This window comes from Breoghania sp. JC706 (assembly GCF_037026715.1).
Taxonomy (GTDB): domain Bacteria; phylum Pseudomonadota; class Alphaproteobacteria; order Rhizobiales; family Stappiaceae; genus Breoghania.
Window position 1 is genome coordinate 308620 of sequence record NZ_JBANCG010000001.1, and the last position, 20682, is coordinate 329301.

A 20682-nucleotide genomic window follows, 5' to 3' on the forward strand; every position below is an offset into this window, starting at 1 on the left:
TAGAAAAGACATTCGTCACCTCGGGTGACGCCCAGCCGTTTTATTGAGCCGTCGTTCGCGGGGCGCTTGTGTGCGTCGTCCGTTTCGCGTCGCACGTGGGCCGCGCGCTGGAACGATCCATCATCCGTATCGGTTAACGTCAAAACGACGTTAGGTGATGAACGTCACTGCGCATCGGTGCAGGACGGTCTATCCTTCAAACCATAGGCGGTGCGGCCTCCAGTCGGGGCGCCGGCCGTGCCGACCCGGGATATCGCGATTTAGCCACGATCGCGGATCTAGTGTCTTTGGCTCCCGGCGTGGCCCGGGACGACAAAAGGGAGGTGCGTGGTGACGCACATTATTCGGACCTCGGTTCTTGCGGTCGCAATCGCCGTCGGCGGTCTTGCGGTCATGGCGAGCGATGCCTTCGCGCAGTCGCATCGCCGGTGCGATGCCTATGCGCGCGACTACGCCAACCGCGCGACGCGAACGGGCAACAATGTGGTGGGCGGCGCGGTTGGTGGCGCCGTCGTCGGCGGTGTCATCGGTTCTGTGACGGGCAGCTGGGGCAAGGGCGCCGCGATCGGCAGCGGTGTTGGAGCCATCGCCGGTGCCGGCAAGTCCTCGTCGGACTGGAACCGCAACTACCGATATGCGTATGACGACTGCATGCGCGGCGCGCGTCGCGGACCGCCGCCGCCGCGCCACGGCGGCCGTTTCGAGCCGTGGTCGCCGGCCTGGCACGACTACTGCTCGCGCAAGTATCGCTCGTTCAATCCGCGAACGGGCTATTACACGACCTACGGCGGCGAGCAGCGCTTCTGCCGATAGGCAGAACGGCTATTGCCATTGGAACGCCCGACTTCGCGGCGCTTCGAAAGAGGCGCCGCTTTTCGTTCGGGCAGGAGTGTTGTGATGGGCCCATCCTTCCAGACGCGCTCTCACGAGTGCTCCTCAGGATGACGTTGTGTGTGTTGAGGAATTGAGGAAATCCAACACCACGATAACGTCGTCCTGAGAGACTGGTCCGGAAATGATATCGGGTTGCGTGCTTTTGATCTCGTCCCCTCATGCCTCTCGACCGTCATTGCCCGGTGAAGTCCGGGCAATCCATCGCCAGCCGCAGCATTCGGGGCACGCGCTGGATCACCCGGACTTCGCCGGGTGATGACGATGGAGAGGTATGAAGGCGCGTAGAATTCGGCGCGTAGAACCGGCTACCATTTCCGAGCTAGGCTCTGAGGAGGCCGCAGGGCCGTCTCGAAGGATGGCCCCCGCCTCGAACAACCAGCTCGAACCCCAGAAAACCGGCGTCTCTATCCGGCCCGGCTCGCGAGTGCGGCGAGCAGTCCTCGTGTCGAACCGTCGGCGCCGGCCGGCACCTCGCCGCCCTTGACCGCCGGCAGCAGTGCGGTGGCCAGTTCCTTGCCAAGCTCCACGCCCCACTGGTCGAAGGAGTTGATCCCCCAGATCGTGCCTTCCACGAAGACCCGGTGCTCGTAGAGCGCGATGATCGCGCCGAGGGTGCGCGGATCCAGCCGGTCGTAGACAAGCGTGGTGGACGGACGGTTGCCCGGGAACACCTTGTGCGGGGCGAGTTCTTCGATTGCCGCCGCGTCCTTGCCGGCGGCCTTCAGTTGCGCCTTCGCTTCCTCCAGCGTGCGCCCGCGCATCAGGGCGGCGCTCTGCGCCAGACAATTGGCGACCAGCATGGTGTGATGGTCGCGTAGCGTCGGCTCGTGTCCGTTGGCCGCCACCATGAATTCCGCCGGGATGACGTCCGTGCCCTGATGGAGCAGCTGGAAGAAGGCGTGCTGGCCGTTGGTGCCCTGTCCGCCCCACACGACAGGGCCAGTGGCGCCTGCGGCCGGCTCGCCCGACAGCGTCACGCTCTTGCCGTTGCTCTCCATGTCGAGCTGCTGGATGTAGTTGGGAAAGAGCCGCATGCGCTGGTCATAGGGCAGGATCGCGCGGGTCGGGTAGCCGCAGACATTGCGGTGGAGGACGCCGACGAGGCCGAGCAGCACAGGCAGGTTGTCGGCAAGCGGTGCGGTGCGGAAATGTGCGTCCATCTCGCGCCCGCCCGCCAGGAATTCGGCAAACCTCTCCGGGCCGATGGCGATCATCAGCGGCAGGCCGATCGCCGACCACAGCGAATAGCGTCCGCCCACCCAGTCCCAAAAGCCGAAGACCCGGTCGCTGGCGATGCCGAACTCGTCGACTTTGTCGAGCGCGGTGGAAATGGCGGCGAAATGCGCCTTGACCGCTCCCTCGCCGAGGTTCGCCACGATCCAGCGCCGGGCGGAAGCGGCGTTGGTCATCGTCTCCGCGGTGGTGAAGGTTTTTGACGCGATCAGGAACAGGGTCGAGCGCGGATCGAGGTTCTTGACCGTGTCGGCGAGATGCGCCCCGTCGATGTTGGAGACGAAATGCAGGCGCGGGCCGTCATGGTAGGGCGCGAGCGCCGCAGTCGCCATGGCCGGGCCGAGATCCGAGCCGCCGATGCCGATATTGACGACATCGGTGAAGCGCGCGTCGGTGTGGGAGCGCACCTGCGCCCCGCGGACCGCCTCGGCAAATGCCTTCATACGGGCAAGAACGGCGGTGACCTGGTGCATCACATCGACGCCATCCACCTCCACGGGGTTTCCAGCGGCATTGCGAAGGGCCGTGTGCAGCACGGCGCGATGTTCCGTCGCGTTGATGGCGGCGCCGGAGAACATCGCCTCGCGGCGTTCCTCCACTCTGGCGGCGCGGGCGAGGGCGCAAAGCCGGTCGAGCGTCTCGCCCGTCATCAACACCTTGGAGACGTCGAGCAGCAGGCCGGCACCTTCGCGCGAGAAGCGTGCGAACCGGTCGGGATCCTCGTCGAACAGGCTGGCGAGCGGATGGGCCGTCAGCGCGCGGTGATGCTCCAGCAGGTGTTGCCAGGCTTCGCCGAGCGGGCCGTCGCCGGCAGGAACGTGACCCGAGGCGGTTGTATCGGTCGTGGGATTGATCGCGGTCATGCGTCGGTCGCTCCGTCTTGCTCTTGCGGGGGCAGGCTATTCGGTTTCAGGAGGCTTGTCAGGGACGATCGCACATGAAAAACGACAGGTGCCGCAGCGTCATGGAGTTGACCCTTGCGTAAACCGCCCCCAAAGTCACGTCAGAGATGCGCCATTCGAAAAAGGCGCGCACGGCTTCCAACGCGGCACCGGCCTGTTCGGTTGCGCGAGGGGCAGATGAGGGAGAAAACGCAATGAACGGCGACGCGACGGCGGCGGCCCCCGTTTTCACGCCGCGGCCCATGGCCGACTATCTGGACGAGACGGTCCGCGTGTTCGCGGATCGTCCGGCGCTCGATTTCATGGGCAAGGTGTGGACCTACCGGCAGCTCGGCGATCTCGTCGATCGCGCGGCCGAGGGTTTCCGCAAGCTCGGCGTCAAGCGCGGGGTTCAGGTCGGTCTGTGCCTTCCCAACACGCCCTATTTCACCATCTGCTATTTCGCCGTGCTGAAGGCCGGCGGCACGGTGGTGAACTACAATCCGCTCTATGTGGAGCGCGAGATCGCCTTCCAGACGCGTGATTCCCGTACGCGCATCATGGTGACCCTCGATCTCAAGGTGATCTACGACAAGGTGGAGGCGGTCAGGGCGTCCGGCGGGCTGGAGACGCTGGTCGTTTGCCGGATGGCCGACATCCTTCCGCAGCCGAAGAAGCTGCTCTTCACGCTGTTCAAGGCGAAGGAACGGGCCTCCGTTCCCCGCGACGCTGCGCACCTGCCGTTTGCCGAACTCGTTTCCGGACCGAGGATCACCGGCGCGCCGAAGGTCGATCCGATGACCGATGTCGCCGTGCTGCAATATACCGGCGGCACCACGGGCGTGCCGAAGGGCGCGATGCTGAGCCATGCGAACCTGTCGGCCAACATGGAGCAGATGCGGCTGTTCTTCTCCGCCGCGCGGCCCGGCGAGGAAGTGATGCTCTGCGTGCTGCCGTTCTTCCACGTCTTCGCGATGACGGCGGCGCAGAACCTCTCGGTGCTGATCGGCGCGGAAATGGCGCTGATGCCGCGGTTCGAGCTGAAGATGCTGCTTGAGCTCATCAAGCGCAAGTCGGTGACGCTGTTCCCCGGCGTGCCCACCATCTACACAGCCATCAACCACGCGCCGCAAACGAAGAACTACGACCTGACCTCCATCCGCATGTGCATTTCCGGCGGCGCGCCGTTGCCGGTGGAGGTGAAGGAGAACTTCGAGGCGCTGACCGGCTGCACTCTGGTGGAAGGCTACGGGCTGACGGAGGCATCGCCTGTGGTCACCTGCAACCCGCTGGAGGGCAAGCCGCGCGCCGGCTCCATCGGCAAGCCGGTCGCCTGGACGGAATGCGAATTCCGCTCGCTGGAAGACCCCTACGAGGTGATGGCGGAGGGCGAGAAGGGCGAACTGTGCGTTCGCGGGCCGCAGGTCATGCTCGGTTACTGGGAGCGTCCGGACGACACCAACCGCACCATCGAGAACGGTTTTCTTCATACAGGCGACGTCGGCTATCGCGATGCGGACGGCTACATCCATCTGGTCGACCGGATCAAGGATCTCATCATCTGCTCCGGCTACAACGTCTATCCCCGCGTGATCGAGGAGGCGATCTATCAGCACGAGGCGGTGGAGGAGGTGATCGTCATCGCCATCGCCGACAGCTATCGCGGCCAGGCACCGAAGGCCTTCGTCAAGCTGAAGGAGGGTTCGGAAGTCACGGCGGACGAGCTCAAGACCTTCCTCAAGGGGCACCTGTCGGCGATTGAGTTGCCGCGCGAGATCGAATTCCGTGACGAACTGCCGAAAACGCTCGTTGGCAAGCTTTCCAAGAAGGAACTGGTGGAAGAGGAAAAGGCCAAGTCTGGGGATGTCGCGGCGGAGTGAGGCCGCTTGCTGCGAACGTGGCGCTTGCCGTTCCGCCCGAACGGCTGACTTTTTTCTTTTCCCCGCGAGCACAAACGATGCCGCAACGCCCTGAGTTGCCCCCTTGCGTCCCCCTCCCCCTTGAGGGGAGGGGCTAGGGGTGGGGGTACCCTCGCTTGCTCCGAACCTGCCGCCTTCACCCCCACCCGAACGGCCGAAGAAGCCGTTCGACCTCCCCTCAAGGGGGAGGTGTTCCGTGCTGCTAACCTCTTTCTCCAGATGCCCCAACGAAACCCGCCGCGACCCTCAGGACGAGCCCCTCGCGTCCTCCACCTTTGAGGGCGGGGGCTCAGGTGGCAAGCCGGAAGCCAATCCTAGTTGTTGTATCCGCGTCCTTCGGCATCGCGCACGAGGCGGCGGTTGAGCCTTGCCTCCCGATGGACGGTATAAAGCGAGGCGGCGATGATGATCGCCGCACCCGCAAAGGTGGTCAGGCCCGGCCATTGGTCGAAGACCAGGACGCCAAAGGCGGTGGCGTAGAGAAGGCGGGTGTAGTCGAGCGACGCGATCGCCGTCGCCTCGCCGGCGCGGAAGGCCTGGATGTTGCACATCTGGGCGCACCACGCGACGACGCCGATGGCGAGCAGGATCGCGAGTTCGGTGGGCGTCGGCGTCACCCAGTAGATCCAGGTCGGCACGATCATGATGAGGCCGACGCCGCAGGCCTGGTAGGTCAGGATGGTGACGGGGCGGTCGGTACGCGTCATCTGCCTTATGAGGATCATCACCATCGCCGCGCAGGCAGCGCCCGCAACCGCCATCAGTCCATAGACATTCATCGTGCCTTCGCCGGTCGGGTTCAGCATGACGAGGACGCCCATGAAGCCGACGACGACCGCGCCCCAGCGATGCAGGCCGACGGTCTCCTTCAGGATGAGAATCGCGAAGATCGTGACGAAGAAGCTCTTGGCGAACGAGATCGCGGTGGCATCGGCCAGCGGCAGGTGAATGACGGCGGTGAAGCCGAAGACCATCGCGCCGGAGGCGAGCACGATGCGCATGAGATGAAGTTCGGGCCGAGCCGTGCGCAGCGAGGAGGGGAAGGAGCCGATGATTGTCGGTGCCACGATGATCGTCATCACGATCTGGCGCACGAGCAGGATTTCCGTCACATGGATGCGCTGGCCCGCCACCTTGATCAGCGTCGTCATGATCGTGAAGAAGAAGGCGGCGGCAAGGATCCACAAGGCGCCGCGGGCATTGCCCGCAAGTGTTTCCCACCATGCGAGCCAGCGAAGGCGGCCGCGGGCGGCCATGCCGGGGCGTCCCTGCATTGCCGGGCGCTCGCCGGGCGGTTGGCGATCGGGGTGGGGTGGTGAATCTTGCATGCGATTGTATACTCCGCGCAGAACGTCCATCATAATGACCTTCACCGCAAGGACTATCCGTCCCGGCGGCCGATCTCATTCCCGGTTGCCGCGCTCCCGCCCATCCTGCCGACCGTCACACCGCAGATGCGTGTCGTCCCGGCGAGTGGGGCGGCTGCACGTGGACGAAGCGGCAAGGAAAGGGATGGTGCGATGGCGGGCAGGGAAACGAGTTTGGGGGCTGGCCAAGTCGCGGGGCTCTTCTATCCTTGTCTTTTCTGTCTATCCTTTCCTTGAGGAAAGCCAGCATTGTCTCAGAGCGACAGCGAACCGAAAGGCATTTCTGCATGAACCAGCCGGTCAACGCGAAATTCGGCATCGGTGCGCCGGTGCGTCGGAAGGAAGATCCGAGCCTCATCACCGGCCACGGCCGATATGTCCCGGATATTACGCCGGAGGGGGCGCTTCACGCCTGGGTGCTGCGTTCGGCCATGCCGCATGCGCGGTTCTCGCTTTCGGGCCTCGACGAGGCGCGGCGCGCGCCGGGCGTGTCGCTGGTGCTGACGGCCGCCGATATCCCCGATCTCGGACTGATGCCGACGAAGGCGGTCATGCCCCAGGTCGACGGCACGCAGCATGCCGTGCCGCCGCGCGAGGTGCTGTGCTCCGATACGGTGCGCTTCGTCGGCGACGCGATCGCCTTCGTGGTGGCCGACAGCGTCGATGCGGCGAAGTCGGCAGGCGAGCTGATCGAGGTCGAATACGATCCGCTCGATGCGGCGGTGGAGACGGGCAGGGCGCTCAATGGCGCCGCGCCGCTGGTCTGGCCTGAAACCGGCACCAATCAGGCCTTCGAACTCGGCCAGGGCGACAAGGCGAAGACCGATGAGGCGTTCGCGCGCGCTGCGCACGTCACAAAGATCGACATCGTCAACAACCGCCTCGTGACCAACTACATGGAGACGCGCGGCTGCATCGGCGAATATGACAGGACCACCGGCCGCTATGCGCTCACCACCGGCTCCCAGGGCGTCCACGGTATGCGCGACATCATCGCCGGCGATATCCTGAAGATCGATCCGGCCAGGCTGCACGTGATGACGCCGGATGTCGGCGGCGGCTTCGGCACCAAGATGTTCGTCTACCGCGAATATCCGCTTTGCCTGGTGGCGGCGGAAAGGCTCGGCCGGCCGGTCAAATGGGTCAGCGAGCGCATGGAACATTTCGTGGCCTGCGCGCACGGGCGCGACAACCTCACCCATGCGGAGATGGCGATGGACGCCGACGGTCGCTTCCTCGGCCTGAAAATCGACGTCATCGCCAACATGGGCGCCTACCTGCACCAGTTCGGGCCCTACATTCCCTACGTGGGCACGACCATGTCGACGGGGCTCTACGACATTGACGCGCTGCATGTGCGGGTGCGCGGCGTCTTCACCCACACGGTGCCCGTCGATGCCTATCGCGGCGCGGGGCGGCCTGAGGCGGCCTATCTGATCGACCGGCTGGTCGACAAGGCCGCGATCGAGATGGGGCTTTCCACCTCGGAAATCCGTCGGCGCAATTTCATTCCGACGGAAAAGCTTCCCTATACGACGCCGACCGGACGCATGTACGACACCGGCGAATTCGCCGCCCACATGGACAAGGCGATGGAAGTGGCCGGCTGGGCCGACTTTGATGCGCGGGCCGATGAGGCGCGTGCGCGCGGGCGTTATCGCGGCATCGGCATGTCGACCTACATCGAGGCCTGCGCCTTCGCCGGCTCCGAAGAGGTCAACATGCAGCTGGACCAAACGGGCCGGGTTAAGCTCCTCATCGGCACCCAGACCAACGGGCAGGGCCATGCCACCGCCTATGGTCAGGTGGCGGCCGAGATCCTCGGTCTCGATCTCGACGGCATTGAGGTGGTTCAGGGCGACAGCGACCTGATCGCCACGGGCGGCGGCACGGGCGGCTCGCGCTCCATCCCCATCGGGCTTCCCTCCGTCGATGTGGCCTCGCGCACGCTCGTCGAAAAGATCAAGGCGCTTGCGGCCGATCAGCTGGAAGCGGGACCTGACGATCTGGAACTTGCCGACGGCATGGTCCGGGTGGCGGGCACCGACAGGGCGGTGAGCTTCTCGCAGATCGCGGCGAGCACGGCCGATCCTGAGGACCTTAAGGCGCAGGCGCGCATCAAGCAGACCGAGGCGACCTACCCCAACGGCACGCATATCTGCGAGGTGGAGATCGACCCGGAGACGGGAACGACCGAGATCGTGCGTTACACGATTGTTGACGATTTCGGTGTCACGGTGAACCCGCTGCTGCTTGCCGGACAGGTCCATGGCGGGGTCGCGCAGGCCATCGGCCAGGCGCTGATGGAAGACACGGTCTATGACGGCGAGGGGCAGCTGCTGAGCGCATCCCTGCTCGACTACGCGCTGCCGCGTGCCGGCGACGTGCCGGATTTTGACTTCCAGACCCGCAATGTGCCGTCCACGACGAACGCGCTGGGCATCAAGGGCGCGGGCGAGGCCGGCACCATCGGTGGTTGCGGCGCCGTGATGAATGCGGTCGGCGATGCGCTCAGGCGCGGCGCGGGCGTGGCCCATATCGACATGCCGGCGACGCCGGAGCGGGTCTGGCAGGCGATCCGCGCGGCCCAGGCCTGACGGCGCGCGTGGCTGGCGCCGCGGCACTTGTGCATCGGGCAGCTTTCTGCCATCAGGCCATGAGAGCCTGAGGGCAGGAGGCTCGAGAACCGGGACCGGTCGCCCTGGCGGCGACCGCTTCCAGACCTGACGCCTGTTGGCGCCTTCCCTCCGACCGCCACCGCTTCCGTGGCCTGAAAGCAGCAGTTCTAGATGTCTTCCGGTGCGTCGCCGACGCCTGTATACGAAACGCAGCGCCGACCCATGCTCGGCATCGTCCTCAAGATCCTTTCCACCATCGTGTTCACCGTGATGTCGGCGCTGATCAAGCTGGTCATCGACGAGGTGCCGACCGGAGAAGTCGTCTTTGCACGCAACTTCATCGGCATGGTTCCGGTGCTCTTGATGATGGCTTTCCAGGGCCAGCTGCCCCTGGCGCTCAAGACGCAGCGGCCGCTGGGCCATTTCCTGCGCGCCATTGTCGGCGTGTCGGCGATGGGGCTCAATTTCGCGGCGCTCGCCTTCATTCCGCTGCCCGATGCCACGGCGATCGGCTATGCCGCGCCGCTTCTCACCGTCGTCATGGCGGTGTTCCTGCTGAGCGAGGTGGTGGGCATCTACCGCTGGAGCGCGGTCGGCGTCGGTTTCGTCGGTGTGATCATCATCCTGTCGCCGAACCTCGGCAACAGCCACCTCGACCACGGCACCGCCGTCGGTGCCAGCCTGGCACTGACCGCGACGCTGTTCATGGCGGGGGCGGCGATCATCGTGCGCAAGCTGATCACGTCGGAGCGGTCCTCCACCATCGTCGTGTGGTTTTCCGCCTCCTCCTCGGTCATCGCGCTGGCGACGATCCCGCTCGGGCTCCTCTGGCCGAGCCAGGCCTGGGTGATGCCGAATGCGGAGCAATGGCTGGTGATGATCGCGATCGGGCTTCTCGGCGGGCTGGGGCAGATCCTGATGACGACGAGCTATCGCTTTGCCGACGCCTCGACGATCGCGCCCTTCGACTACACCACCATCATCTGGGCCACCGCGCTCGGCTGGCTGATGTTCGCCGAAGTTCCGGGACCGCTCGTCATCGTCGGTTCCGCGGTCGTCATCGCGGCCGGGTTGTTCGTCCTCTACCGCGAACACCGCCTCGGCATCGACCGCACCCGCGCCCGCCGCGCCTCGACGCCGGGCAAGGTGTGAGCGAAGGCGGGTAAAGCGGATGCCGCCTATCGGCGATCCGAAGGTCTGATTCGCAAAAACGGCCGCCGTTCGCGGGCTTCACGTCCGCGTGCGGCGGCCAGATGCGCCGGAGTGCCTTGCCCTTTATCAGAACGCCTTGAAGGTGAGGATCGTCTTCGTGTCCTGGATGTGGCTGATGGAGTGGACCTTCTGGTTCACGAACTGGCCGATATCCGTGCCGTTCTCCACGTAGAACTTCGCCAGCAGGTCGTAGTCTCCGGCGGTGGAATAGATCTCCGAAGCGATCTCGGCATCGGCGAGTTCGTTGGCCACCTCGTAAGATTTTCCAAGGTCGCATTTGATAAGCACGAAGAAGGGGATCATGAATGTCTCCGGGTGGGCGTGAAGCGAATTCGCCCCAATCAAACGGATTGCACTGCCTGGGGCAAGCTTGCCGTGCGAGGACGCACAGCGGTGTACCGTCGCCCTTGTCATGGCCTGCCGTTCCTACTAGGTGTTAATTCATCCAATGGGGGTGCCCGACAAGGGCTGAGAGGCTTAGCGCCAACCCCTCGAACCTGAACCGGATCATGCCGGCGGAGGGAATTGGAATGAAGAGAACGATCAGCACAGCCCGTACAGGGCACCAATCCACATCATTCAAAAGCCCGAAATCCGTTTCGAGCGCAAGCGACGTGGGCGCGTCTGCCCGCCTTGGGCCCAACGACGGCTGGTGCGAAGAGGATGGCGACGCGGACATGAGCGCCGCCGGTCGCCTCGCCGGCGATCACCTGCCGCTGTCGGCGCGCATTTCCTCGGTGTTGAAGCGGCTTCGGCTCATCGGGCCGCGCATCCACTGCCTGACCGGCTCGCTGGCGCAGGAGCGCACGGCCGAACTTCTCCTGGCGATGGGGGCCGTTCCCACCATGGGCGGCGCGCCGGAAGAGGTGCGCGATTTCGCGGCCAGCGCCGATGCACTCCTCGTCGATCTCGGTGCCACGGAGACAATGACGGCAAAGACCGTCGAACGGGCCATCGAGGGCGCCGATGTCGCCGGCATCCCCTGGGTTCTCGCCCCCGTCGCCATCGACCGCGCGTCCGCGCGCCGCGAACTGGCGGTGCGGCTCCTGAGGCGGCAACCGCGCATCCTGCGCGCCAACGTTTCCGAACTCCTGGTCTTGCTGCCGCCGACCGATTCGATTGCGGGCTTCGCGAAGGCGCAACGCATGACGGTCATCCTGAGCGGCGTCGTGGACACGGTCAGCGACGGGATGCGGCAGTACGCGCTTGCAAACGGTCACGAGATGATGGCCCGCGTGCCTGCCATGGGGCGGGCTGTGACGGCTGTCGCCACCGCTGCACTCGCCGTCGAGCCGGATCCGCTGGTCGCGGCCGCTGCCGGCGTCTCCATCGTCAATGTTGCCGGCGAGATCGCCGCAGAGCGCGCCGCCGGACCGGGCGGCTTTGCCGGTGCGCTCGTCGATGCGCTGCACGGGCTTGACGTGGACGATCTTCGCGACCGGCTCGATATCATGCGGGAGAACGTCGACGCGGCGGATCTCGTCGCGGAAACGGTGGACTGAAAACAGGGAGCGGGAAAACCCCATGACGGCAATCGCGGTAACGATAGCCGGGTCGGACTCCGGCGGCGGAGCGGGCACCCAGGCGGATCTGAAGACGTTTTCGGCTCTGGGTGTCTACGGCGCGAGCGTCATCGCCGCGCTGACGGCGCAGAACACGCGCCGCGTTTCCGGCATCCACGATGTGCCGCCGGATTTCGTTACCGCGCAGATCGATGCCATCTATTCCGATCTCGACGTCAAGGCCACCAAGATCGGCATGCTGTCGCGCACCGACACCATCGAGGTCGTGGCTTCGGGGCTTGAGCGCTGGGCGGTGAAGAACGTCGTTCTCGATCCGGTCATGGTGGCGGCCTCGGGCGATCCGCTGATCGCGGATGATGCGGTCGATTTCCTGGTGAAGCGGCTTTTCCCGATCGTCGACGTGATCACTCCAAACCTGCAGGAGGCGGCGCGGGTGCTCGGTGCGCCGCTCGCTGAAACGCGGGAGGAAATGCAGGCGCAGGCCGTGGAACTGAAGGCCTTCGGGCCCGCCGCCGTGCTCCTCAAGGGTGGCCACGGCACGACCGGCGAGAGCGCCGACCTCCTGCTGGACGACAGCGGCCAGCACTGGTTCGACGCGGCGCGGATCGACACGCAGAACACCCACGGCACGGGCTGCACGCTTTCCTCCGCAATTGCCGCCGGGCTCGCGCTCGGGCTTTCGCTCGCCGAGGCCGTGCGTCTCGGCAAGGACTACGTCACCGCCGCGATCGCGGCCGCCGACACGCTCCGCATCGGCCACGGTCACGGACCCGTCCACCATTTCCACGCGCTCTGGGAGAAGGCAAAATGAACACGAAAGGCATCAGCCGCCGCAGCGCCCTGCGGCTCGGCGGCGCGGGCAGCGTCGCCGCCGTGGCGGGTCTTGCGACGCCGGCCGTGGCGCAATCGGTCATCACCTGGAAAATGGTGACCTCCTGGCCGAAGGACCTGCCGGGGCCGGGCGTTTCCGCGCGGCGCATCGCGGAGGCCATCACGCGGCTCTCAGCCGGGCGCCTGAAGATCGATCTCTTTGCCGCGGGCGAACTCGTGCCGGCGCTTGAGGTCTTCGATGCGGTTGCCGGAAGCACCGCGGAAATCGGCCATTCGGCCTCGTTCTTCTGGCAGGGCAAGATGGCGGCCGCCCCCTTCTTCACCGCCGTTCCGTTCGGCTTCACGCCGCTCGAACACATGTGCTGGATCGAGCGCGGCGGCGGACAGCAGGTGTGGGACGCGCTTTACGAACCCTTCGGCGTGCGCCCCTTCATGGGCGGCAACACCGGCTTCCAGATGGGCGGCTGGTACAAGCGCGAGATCGCGGGGCTTGAGGACATCAAGGGTCTGAAAATCCGCATGCCGGGGCTTGGCGGCGAGGTCATGCGCCGACTGGGGGCGACGCCGGTTTCGCTGCCGCCGTCGGAAATCCTCACCGGGCTCCAGTCCGGCGTCATCGATGCGGCGGAATTCCTCGGGCCCTCGTCCGATCTCGCCATGGGTTTCCATCAGGCGACGAAGCTCTATTACGGCCCCGGCTGGCACGAGCCCAACGGCACCGGCGAGGCGCTGGTGAACGCTTCCGCGCTCGCCGCACTGCCGGAGGACCTCCAGGAGATCGTCATTCACGCCATCCGGGCGGAGAACGCGCTGGGTCTAGCCGAAGGCGAATGGATGAACGCCGTTCAGCTCGGCACGCTGACCGACAGGTTCGACGTGAAGCTGATGCAGTTCCCCGACGACGTTCTGGAGGCCGCACGGCGTACGTCGGACGAGGTGCTCGCCGGTTTCGCCGACATGGGCGGCGCGGATGCCGAGGTCTACCGCTCGTTCAAGGCGGCGCGCGAGACCATGACCCCGTGGAGCCGGGCGAACGAGGTGACGTTCCTCAACGTCCGGGTGTGAGGGCGTCGCGCGCCAGGGCAACTTGAGGAGAGATTTCGGATCTTTTCCGCCTTGGTCCAATCCCCTCCGTCGTCATTGCCCGGCTTTGTCCGGGCAATCTAATGCCGGCTGCGGCATGCGCGGCGCGTGCTGGATCACCCGGACGAAGCCGGGTGATGACGGTGGAAGAGCGAAGGCTGAAGCAGGATCTTGAACCGCTCGGCAGGGGGCGAAGCCCGCGGTGACGCGCAATGTCCAAAACGGCATCAGCGGCGCCTCATGCGCGAGCCTGTTCCGCGACCACCTTCTGGCGCTGTTCGCCGAGGCCCTCGATGCCGAGGCGCATTTCGTCGCCGGGCTTCAGGAAGACCTGCGGCTTGCGGCCCATGCCGACGCCAGGGGGCGTGCCGGTAACCACCACGTCGCCGGGTTCCAGCACCATCATGGTGGAGAGGAACGACAGGCATCGCGCCACGGAGAAGATCATCGTGGCCGTGTTGCCGGTCTGCATGCGGTTTCCGTTGAGATCCAGAAACATGTCCAGCGCCTGCGGGTCGGCGATCTCGTCAGGCGTCACCAGCCAGGGGCCGAGCGGGCCGAAGGTGGGCGCGCTCTTGCCCTTGATCCACTGGCCCGTGCCCTCGATCTGCCACTTGCGTTCCGACACGTCGTTGGCAACCGCATAGCCGGCAACATGGGCGAGCGCGTCGGCCTCCGACACCTGCCACATGCGCGCGCCGACGACGGCCGCAAGCTCGACCTCCCAATCCGCCTTTTCCGATCCCTTCGGCAGAACCACGTTATCGCTCGGACCGGACAGACAGCTCGGCGCCTTGGAGAAGACGATGGGCTCGGCCGGGATCGGCATGCCGGCCTCCGCCGCGTGGTCGGCATAGTTGAGGCCGATCGCCAGATAATGGCCGATGCGGGCAAGCGGTGCGCCAAGGCGGGTATCGGCGGCAACGGTGGGCAGGCTTTGCGGATCGATCGCCCGCAGCCGGTCGAGCGCCCCGAGGCTTATCGTCTCGCCCGCGAAGTCCGCCGTGTGCTGGCTGAGGTCGCGAATGGTGCCACTGGCGTCGAGCAGGCCCGGCTTTTCCTGGCCGGCGGGTCCGAAGCGGACGAGTTTCATGGGCGGTTCCTCAATGATCCCTGTGGTGCAGATTTGGCGTGGATCATGGCCGGTGGCCCGGCCGGTTTCAAGCACCCGCGGCGCGACGGCCGCCACCGCCATCACACGAATCGTCGGTAAAGCGCGGCGATGCGAGCCGGAACCCGTCGCGCTCGTGGCGGGCGGGCCGACCATGCCGGCCTGCCACAGATGTGTCGCAATTCGGCAACAATGACGACGAATTCGCACTTTCGTGACGGTTGTCATTGAATGCTGTATACGTGCACAAAAATTGTGCAGTCGATACGAGTTCTATCTCCAGACACATATTTCGGCGGTGTTGGGCGGGTTTGACGCACCGTTTTCGAACCTTGGGCAAACGGTCGTGCAAAAAAGCCGGCTCATTGTTCTTTCGTCCCTTCCGCAGGGTGACCGGATCGATGCCCTTATAGCTGTTGTCAGTACTTATTCGGTGTCGTTACCATCCAGACAAATAAGGGTACCTGGACAGCGATAGACGCGCTGTCGAAGCAGTATCGGGGAACGGAAGACGCTCATGTTGAAGAAAAACCATCTCTTTCTCACGGTTTCCATGGCGGTGCTCGCCGGCGGGGCGACCCAAGCCCTCGCGGGCGGTTTCGCCCTGCGCGAGCAGAGCGCCTATTTTCAGGGAATGTCCTTTGCGGGCAACGCGGTCGGGGGGGATTCGATCTCCTCGATGTTCTGGAATCCGGCAACGCTGACGAACACCATCGGCCTCGTTTCGGAATCGCACCACACGCTGATCGTGCCGAACTCGGAAATCACGCCGGATGCGAGCGTGGCGACGGCGGCCTTCGGCCCCAGCGGCGATCTTGCGAACGACGCCTGGATACCCGCCTCCTATACCGGCTATCAGATCGACGAGAACTGGTATCTCGGCCTGTCGATCAACACGCCCTTCGGTCTTTCGACGAAATCCGGGCCGAACTGGTCGGGTCAGATCTATGCCCGTACGTCCGAAGTGTTCTCCGTCAACGTTACGCCGACGGTCGCCTACAAGTTCAACGACATGCTGTCCGTCGGTCTGGGCATGCAGTTCCAGTATTTCGACGTGCGGCTGACCAGCGCGACCGGCGTGGCTCCCGGCTCGGCGACCGCGGGACTGACGGGTGACGACATCGGCTACGGCTTCACCGCCGGCGTCACCTTGACGCCGATGAAGGGCACCGAGATCGGCATCGGCTATCGTTCTGCCGTGTTCCACGAACTCGACGGCGTCTTCTCCGCAGCGGGCACCGACCTCGGGATCACGGCCAAGATGGCGACCCCCGACATGGTCACCCTGTCGGCCAAGCAACGCATCACCGACAGCTTCCGGATCATGGGAACCGTCGAATGGACGAACTGGAGCCGTCTGAAGGAACCGGCCGTCGTCCTCGACAACGGAGTGCAGCTGCGCACGCTGCCCTTCAACTACGATGACAGCTGGTTCTTTGCGCTCGGCGGCGAGTACGACTGGAACCAGGACCTGACGCTTCGCGCGGGGGTCGCCTACGAGATGTCGCCGATCGATGAGGATATCCGCTCGCTGCGCCTGCCTGACAGCGACCGCGTCTGGCTCTCCGCCGGCCTCAGCTACAAGCCGATGGAAAACCTGTCGCTGGATCTCGGCTACACCTACATCTTCTCCGCCGACGATGTCCGCGTGAACATCGGTCCCTCGCATCAGGACTATGCCGGTCTGACCTATACCGGCGATGTCGATTCGTCGGTGAACATCGTCTCTGCGGCCGTCCGCTACACCTGGTAGCGGCGCAACGCGCGCGTCAAGCGCGCCCGAAGCGTAGCGGGGGGCACGCGTCGGATCGCAGGAAAAACGCCTGGAGCCCGCGCTCCAGGCGTTTTTGTCTGTAAGAGCTTATGGTCAGACGGATGGGCCGCGAGCTGGAAGATCTGCGATCCGCTTCCACCAAACCATGAAACGTCCCGGGTGCGGCTCAGAAGGCGGCCGGGTAGAGCCCGCCGTCGAGCAGGAGGTTCTGGCCTGTCATGTAGCCGGCATGGACCGAGCACAGGAAGGCGCAGGTCTGGCCGAACTCCTCTGCCGTTCCGAAGCGCCCCGCCGGGATCTCAGCCGCCTGGGTGGCGCGGGCCTCTTCCATGCTCATGCCCGTCGCCGCGACCGTGCGCTCGAACAGGCCCTTCAGGCGGTCCGTGTCCATCTTGCCCGGCAGCAGGTTGTTGATCGTTACGCCGCTGCCCGCGACCTGTCGGCAGACGCCCGCCAGAAACGCGGTGAGGCCGGCGCGGGCGCCGCTGGAAAGATCGAGCCCTTCGAGCGGCATGAGAACCGACATGGACGTGATGTTGACGATGCGCCCGAAGCCGCGCTCCGCCATGCCGTCGATCACGGCCTGGATCATCTCGATCGGCGTGATCATGTTCTGGACGACGCCACGGGCCATGGCTTCGCGGTCAAGCTCGCGGAAATCCTTGCGCGGCGGCCCGCCATTGTTGTTGACGAGAATGTCCGGCTCCGGGCAGGCGGCGAGCAGGGCGCGCTGCGCGCCCGGGTCGGAGACATCTCCGGCAACGGGGATGATCTTGGCACCCGTTGCGCCCGCGATCGCCGCCGCCGTTTCCTTCAGCCGGTCCTGATCGAGACCGTTGATGACGACCTCGCATCCGGCCTGTGCCAGCGCTTCGGCGCAGCCGCGCCCCAGGCCTCGGTTCGACGCGCAGACGATCGCCTTGCGGCCCGCAATTCCCAGATCCATGCCGTGTCCTGCCCCTCTTGAACGAACGGTTCCGCCGGGCCGCCCGACCGTCCGCAACGGCATGTGCCGGCAGAGGTCGGCGCGTGCGCAGGCGGCCAATGCTCCATTGCTCGCAAATGCCAATGCGGAAGGCAAGGGGGCGTCGCGGGGCGGCGGCGGGAGGCATCGTGCGATCGCGCCTGTGGCGCGTCCGTCACGGCAGGAAATGCGCACTGTCACAATAGTGAGACGTGAATCGAGAATAAGAGCGTTACTTTCGCAATGGAGAGCGGAACATGAACGCCCCAACGGAACCGCGCCACTATCGGGCCCTGTTTCTTTCCGACATCCATCTGGGAACGCGCGGCTGCCAGGCGGGCATGCTGCTCGACTTTCTCCGTGTGCACGATGCCGAGACGGTCTACCTCGTCGGCGACATCGTCGACGGCTGGCGCCTTCGCAAGAACTGGCACTGGCCGCAAGAGCACAACGATGTGGTGCAGAAGCTGCTGCGCAAGGCCCGCAAGGGCGCGCGTGTCGTCTACGTGCCCGGAAATCATGACGAATTTCTGCGCGAATATGCCGGCACCCATTTCGGTGGCGTGGAGGTGATGGACAGCTGCCTGCATGAAACGGCCGGCGGCGACAAGTACCTCGTCATCCACGGAGACCAGTTCGACGTTGTCGTGCGGCACGCCCGCTGGCTCGCCTATTTCGGCGACTGGGCCTATGTCACCGCGTTGAACGTCAACACCGTCGTCAACGCTGTCCGCCGCAAGCTTGGGTTCCCCTACTGGTCGCTGTCGGCATGGGCCAAGCTCAAGGTCAAGAACGCCGTGAACTTCATCGGCCGTTTCGAGGAAACGCTGGCCGACGAGGCGCGCCGGCGCGGGGTTTCAGGCGTCATCTGCGGTCACATCCACCATGCGGCGGATCAGGAAACCAACGGCATCCACTACATCAACACCGGCGACTGGGTGGAAAGCTGCACGGCGATCGCGGAACGTCACGACGGAACCTTCGAGCTGATCCGCTGGGCCGACATGTGCCGCACCGGTGTGCCGCTGCAGCTCGCCCATCATCAGGCGGTTGCATGACGAAAATTCTGATCGTCACCGACGCGTGGCGGCCGCAAGTCAATGGCGTGGTTCGCACGCTGGAGATCACCGAACAGGAACTGGCGAAAATCGGCGTTGAGGTCGAGTTCGTGACGCCGGCGGAATTCACCACCCTGCCGTGCCCGACCTACCCTGAAATCCGCCTGTCGCTCGCAACGCCCACGCGCCTGCGCCGACGCATCCGCAAGAGCGGGGCGGATTTCTTCCATCTGGCGACGGAAGGGCCGCTGGGGCTTCTCGCGCGTCGGGTGATCCTCAGGGACGGCGGGCACTACACGACCAGCTACCACACCCGGTTTCCCGAATATGTCTCCGCGCGCCTGCCGGTGCCGCAATCGTGGTCCTACGGCTGGCTGAAGCGCTTCCACAACGACGGCTCGGGCTGCATGGTGGCCACGCGCTCGCTGGAGGAGGATCTCAGGGCGCGCGGTTTTGAGAACCTGATGCGCTGGTCGCGCGGTGTCGATCACGAGCTTTTCCATCCCCGCCAGGACGTGCCGGAAGCGCTGAAGGATCTTCCGCGTCCGATCTTCCTCCATGTCGGCCGCGTCGCGGTTGAGAAGAACATCAAGGCCTTCCTGTCGCTCGACCTGCCGGGATCGAAGGTCGTCGTCGGCGGCGGGCCGCAGCTCGATGGGCTCAAGCGTGCCTATCCGGACGTGCATTTCACCGGCCCGAAATTCGGCGAGGAGCTTGCCGTCCATTATGCGGCGGGCGACGTTTTTGTCTTTCCCAGCCTCACCGATACCTTCGGCAACGTGGTTCTGGAGGCGCTGGCGAGCGGGGTGCCGGTGGCGGCCTTCCCGGTCACCGGCCCGCTCGATATTCTTGAGGGCACGGGTGCCGGCGCGCTCGATGCCGATCTCGGCAAGGCGGCGCTTGCCGCGCTCGATGTGGATCGGGCGCGCTGCCGCGAGGTGGCGCTCGGCTACACCTGGGCGAAGGCGGCGCAGCAGTTCCTCGACAACGTCATGGAGGCGAACGGCGTGGCGATGCGCCGGGCGGCCGAATAGCGGGGTCGTTGCCGGACGGTTTTTGCCTCCCGTGCCGTGACGCGTTGCCGGGGCGCTTGCCCGAGGCGTTACGGGCTGCTACCCGGTTTGTGCCGGCCTTCTTCCGGCCGGCCTTCTGGAGTTTTGCCCATGAGCCCCTTGCCGCCGCCCGATGCGGCCGCCGTGCGCGCCGCACGCGCGCGCCTCGCCGGACACGCCGTCGTCACCCCGCTTCTTGAATTCCCGTTCCTCAACGAACTGACCGGCGGTCGCATTCTGGTAAAGCCGGAATGCCTGCAGGTGACCGGATCCTTCAAGTTCCGTGGCGCCTTCAACCGGCTTTCGATGATCCCGGAAGGCGAGCGCTCGAAAGGCGTGGTCGCCTGCTCCTCCGGCAATCACGCTCAGGGCGTGGCGGAGGCAGCCCGCCGCCTCGGCATGTCGGCGACCATCGTCATGCCGGCCGATGCGCCGGCGCTGAAGATGGAACGTACTGCCAGAAGCGGGGCGACCATCGTCCGCTACGACCGGCAAACCGAGGACCGCGAGGCGATCGCGCGCGAGATCGAGACGCGCACGGGGGCGACCTTCGTGCACCCCTATGACGATGCGGGCGTGATCGCGGGGCAGGGCACGGCGGGACTTGAAATCGTGGAGCAGGCGGCCGCGATGGGGCTTGAGCCGGAGGCGGTTCTGGTGTGCTGCAGCGGCGGCGGGCTTACGGCCGGCATCGCGCTGGCGCTGGAGGATACGCTTCCCCGGGCCACGATCCATCCGGTCGAGCCGGAGGACTTCGACGACTACACGCGTTCGCTTGCGGCGGGAGAGCGACTGTCGAACGCGGCTGCCGCCGGTTCGGTCTGCGATGCGCTGATGGCACCCTCGCCGGGCGCGATCAATTTCGCGATCAACATGCGGCGCGGCGCGCGTGGCTTGACCGTTTCCGATGCAGAGGTGCTCGATGCTGTGGGCTTCGCGTTCCGGGAAATGAAGCTGGTGGCGGAACCGGGGGGTGCTGCGGCGCTTGCGGCTGTCCTTGCCGGCCGCATCGAGACCAAGGGGCGCACGCTTGCCGTCGTGCTTTCCGGTGGCAACATCGAAAGAGACATGCTCGCCCAGGCACTCGGGTAGGACGTCGGCGCTGGAGATCCCGTTCTGGGCCAATAAGAGGCGGAGCGCCGCCTCTATTGGCCGCAGCAAA

16 protein-coding genes and 1 riboswitch are annotated in these 20682 nt (G+C 65.5%); of the genes, 11 read left to right on the forward strand and 5 right to left on the reverse strand.

Going from position 1 to position 20682, the window contains the following annotated elements; genetic code table 11:
* The first annotated feature begins 330 nt into the window (after nucleotides 1–330).
* Nucleotides 331–813, forward strand: coding sequence for a BA14K family protein (locus V2L18_RS01355; RefSeq protein ID WP_336175915.1), 483 nt, complete (start codon nucleotides 331–333; stop codon nucleotides 811–813).
* A gap of 485 nt (nucleotides 814–1298) precedes the next feature.
* Here V2L18_RS01355 and pgi read toward each other — a convergent pair whose 3' ends face one another.
* Nucleotides 1299–2990, reverse strand: coding sequence for a glucose-6-phosphate isomerase (pgi, locus tag V2L18_RS01360; RefSeq protein ID WP_336175917.1), 1692 nt, complete (start codon nucleotides 2988–2990; stop codon nucleotides 1299–1301).
* Nucleotides 2991–3223: 233 nt separating this feature from the next.
* On the opposite strand from pgi, the gene V2L18_RS01365 reads away from it, so the two are divergent.
* A complete protein-coding gene (locus V2L18_RS01365) occupies nucleotides 3224–4888 on the forward strand; it encodes a long-chain fatty acid--CoA ligase (RefSeq protein ID WP_336175918.1) in 1665 nt (554 codons plus the stop codon).
* A 353-nt stretch (nucleotides 4889–5241) separates the two neighbouring features.
* On the opposite strand, the gene V2L18_RS01370 is transcribed toward V2L18_RS01365, so the two are convergent.
* On the reverse strand, nucleotides 5242–6201 hold the full coding sequence (locus V2L18_RS01370) for a DMT family transporter (protein WP_336175920.1): 960 nt from the start codon (nucleotides 6199–6201) through the stop codon (nucleotides 5242–5244).
* Nucleotides 6202–6581: 380 nt separating this feature from the next.
* On the opposite strand from V2L18_RS01370, the gene V2L18_RS01375 reads away from it, so the two are divergent.
* Together V2L18_RS01375 and V2L18_RS01380 are read left to right on the forward strand one after the other, a co-directional pair.
* Nucleotides 6582–8891 carry a xanthine dehydrogenase family protein molybdopterin-binding subunit gene (locus V2L18_RS01375; RefSeq protein ID WP_336175922.1) on the forward strand — a complete coding sequence of 770 codons (2310 nt, stop codon included), beginning with the start codon at nucleotides 6582–6584 and terminating at the stop codon, nucleotides 8889–8891.
* A 243-nt stretch (nucleotides 8892–9134) separates the two neighbouring features.
* Nucleotides 9135–10064: a DMT family transporter gene (locus V2L18_RS01380; RefSeq protein WP_336175923.1), complete on the forward strand. Its 930-nt coding sequence runs from the start codon at nucleotides 9135–9137 to the stop codon at nucleotides 10062–10064.
* A gap of 126 nt (nucleotides 10065–10190) precedes the next feature.
* Here V2L18_RS01380 and V2L18_RS01385 read toward each other — a convergent pair whose 3' ends face one another.
* Nucleotides 10191–10427, reverse strand: a complete 237-nt coding sequence (locus tag V2L18_RS01385) for an Lrp/AsnC ligand binding domain-containing protein (RefSeq protein WP_336175924.1) — start codon at nucleotides 10425–10427, stop codon at nucleotides 10191–10193.
* A 137-nt stretch (nucleotides 10428–10564) separates the two neighbouring features.
* A riboswitch (TPP riboswitch) is annotated at nucleotides 10565–10665 on the forward strand.
* Between the two features lie 136 nt (nucleotides 10666–10801).
* Between V2L18_RS01385 and V2L18_RS01390 the strand changes: the two genes are divergently transcribed.
* Genes V2L18_RS01390 through V2L18_RS01400 form a run of 3 tightly spaced genes read left to right on the forward strand, consistent with a single transcriptional unit; the run spans nucleotide 10802 to nucleotide 13543 of the window.
* Complete coding sequence (locus V2L18_RS01390) at nucleotides 10802–11626, forward strand: hydroxyethylthiazole kinase (protein WP_336175925.1); 825 nt, start codon at nucleotides 10802–10804, stop codon at nucleotides 11624–11626.
* A gap of 22 nt (nucleotides 11627–11648) precedes the next feature.
* Nucleotides 11649–12458 carry a bifunctional hydroxymethylpyrimidine kinase/phosphomethylpyrimidine kinase gene (gene thiD, locus V2L18_RS01395; protein ID WP_336175926.1) on the forward strand — a complete coding sequence of 270 codons (810 nt, stop codon included), beginning with the start codon at nucleotides 11649–11651 and terminating at the stop codon, nucleotides 12456–12458.
* Nucleotides 12455–13543 (forward strand): TRAP transporter substrate-binding protein, encoded by a 1089-nt coding sequence (locus V2L18_RS01400; RefSeq protein ID WP_336175928.1) that lies wholly within the window; start codon nucleotides 12455–12457, stop codon nucleotides 13541–13543. The genes thiD and V2L18_RS01400 overlap by 4 nt, the downstream gene beginning before the upstream one ends.
* Nucleotides 13544–13799: 256 nt before the next feature.
* Here V2L18_RS01400 and V2L18_RS01405 read toward each other — a convergent pair whose 3' ends face one another.
* Nucleotides 13800–14654: a fumarylacetoacetate hydrolase family protein gene (locus V2L18_RS01405; RefSeq protein ID WP_336175930.1), complete on the reverse strand. Its 855-nt coding sequence runs from the start codon at nucleotides 14652–14654 to the stop codon at nucleotides 13800–13802.
* A 535-nt stretch (nucleotides 14655–15189) separates the two neighbouring features.
* On the opposite strand from V2L18_RS01405, the gene V2L18_RS01410 reads away from it, so the two are divergent.
* On the forward strand, nucleotides 15190–16425 hold the full coding sequence (locus tag V2L18_RS01410) for an outer membrane protein transport protein (RefSeq protein WP_336175931.1): 1236 nt from the start codon (nucleotides 15190–15192) through the stop codon (nucleotides 16423–16425).
* Between the two features lie 187 nt (nucleotides 16426–16612).
* Here V2L18_RS01410 and V2L18_RS01415 read toward each other — a convergent pair whose 3' ends face one another.
* Nucleotides 16613–17392: an SDR family oxidoreductase gene (locus V2L18_RS01415; RefSeq protein ID WP_336175932.1), complete on the reverse strand. Its 780-nt coding sequence runs from the start codon at nucleotides 17390–17392 to the stop codon at nucleotides 16613–16615.
* A 275-nt stretch (nucleotides 17393–17667) separates the two neighbouring features.
* Here V2L18_RS01415 and V2L18_RS01420 point away from each other — a divergent pair, with 275 nt between their 5' ends.
* The 3 genes from V2L18_RS01420 (at nucleotide 17668) to V2L18_RS01430 (ending at nucleotide 20612) form a co-directional block, all read left to right on the forward strand.
* Nucleotides 17668–18468 (forward strand): UDP-2,3-diacylglucosamine diphosphatase, encoded by an 801-nt coding sequence (locus tag V2L18_RS01420; RefSeq protein ID WP_336175933.1) that lies wholly within the window; start codon nucleotides 17668–17670, stop codon nucleotides 18466–18468.
* A complete protein-coding gene (locus V2L18_RS01425) occupies nucleotides 18465–19502 on the forward strand; it encodes a glycosyltransferase family 1 protein (protein ID WP_336175934.1) in 1038 nt (345 codons plus the stop codon). Before V2L18_RS01420 ends, V2L18_RS01425 begins: the two co-directional genes overlap by 4 nt.
* Before the next feature lie 129 nt (nucleotides 19503–19631).
* Complete coding sequence (locus V2L18_RS01430; protein ID WP_336175935.1) at nucleotides 19632–20612, forward strand: threonine/serine dehydratase; 981 nt, start codon at nucleotides 19632–19634, stop codon at nucleotides 20610–20612.
* Nucleotides 20613–20682: the final 70 nt, after the last annotated feature.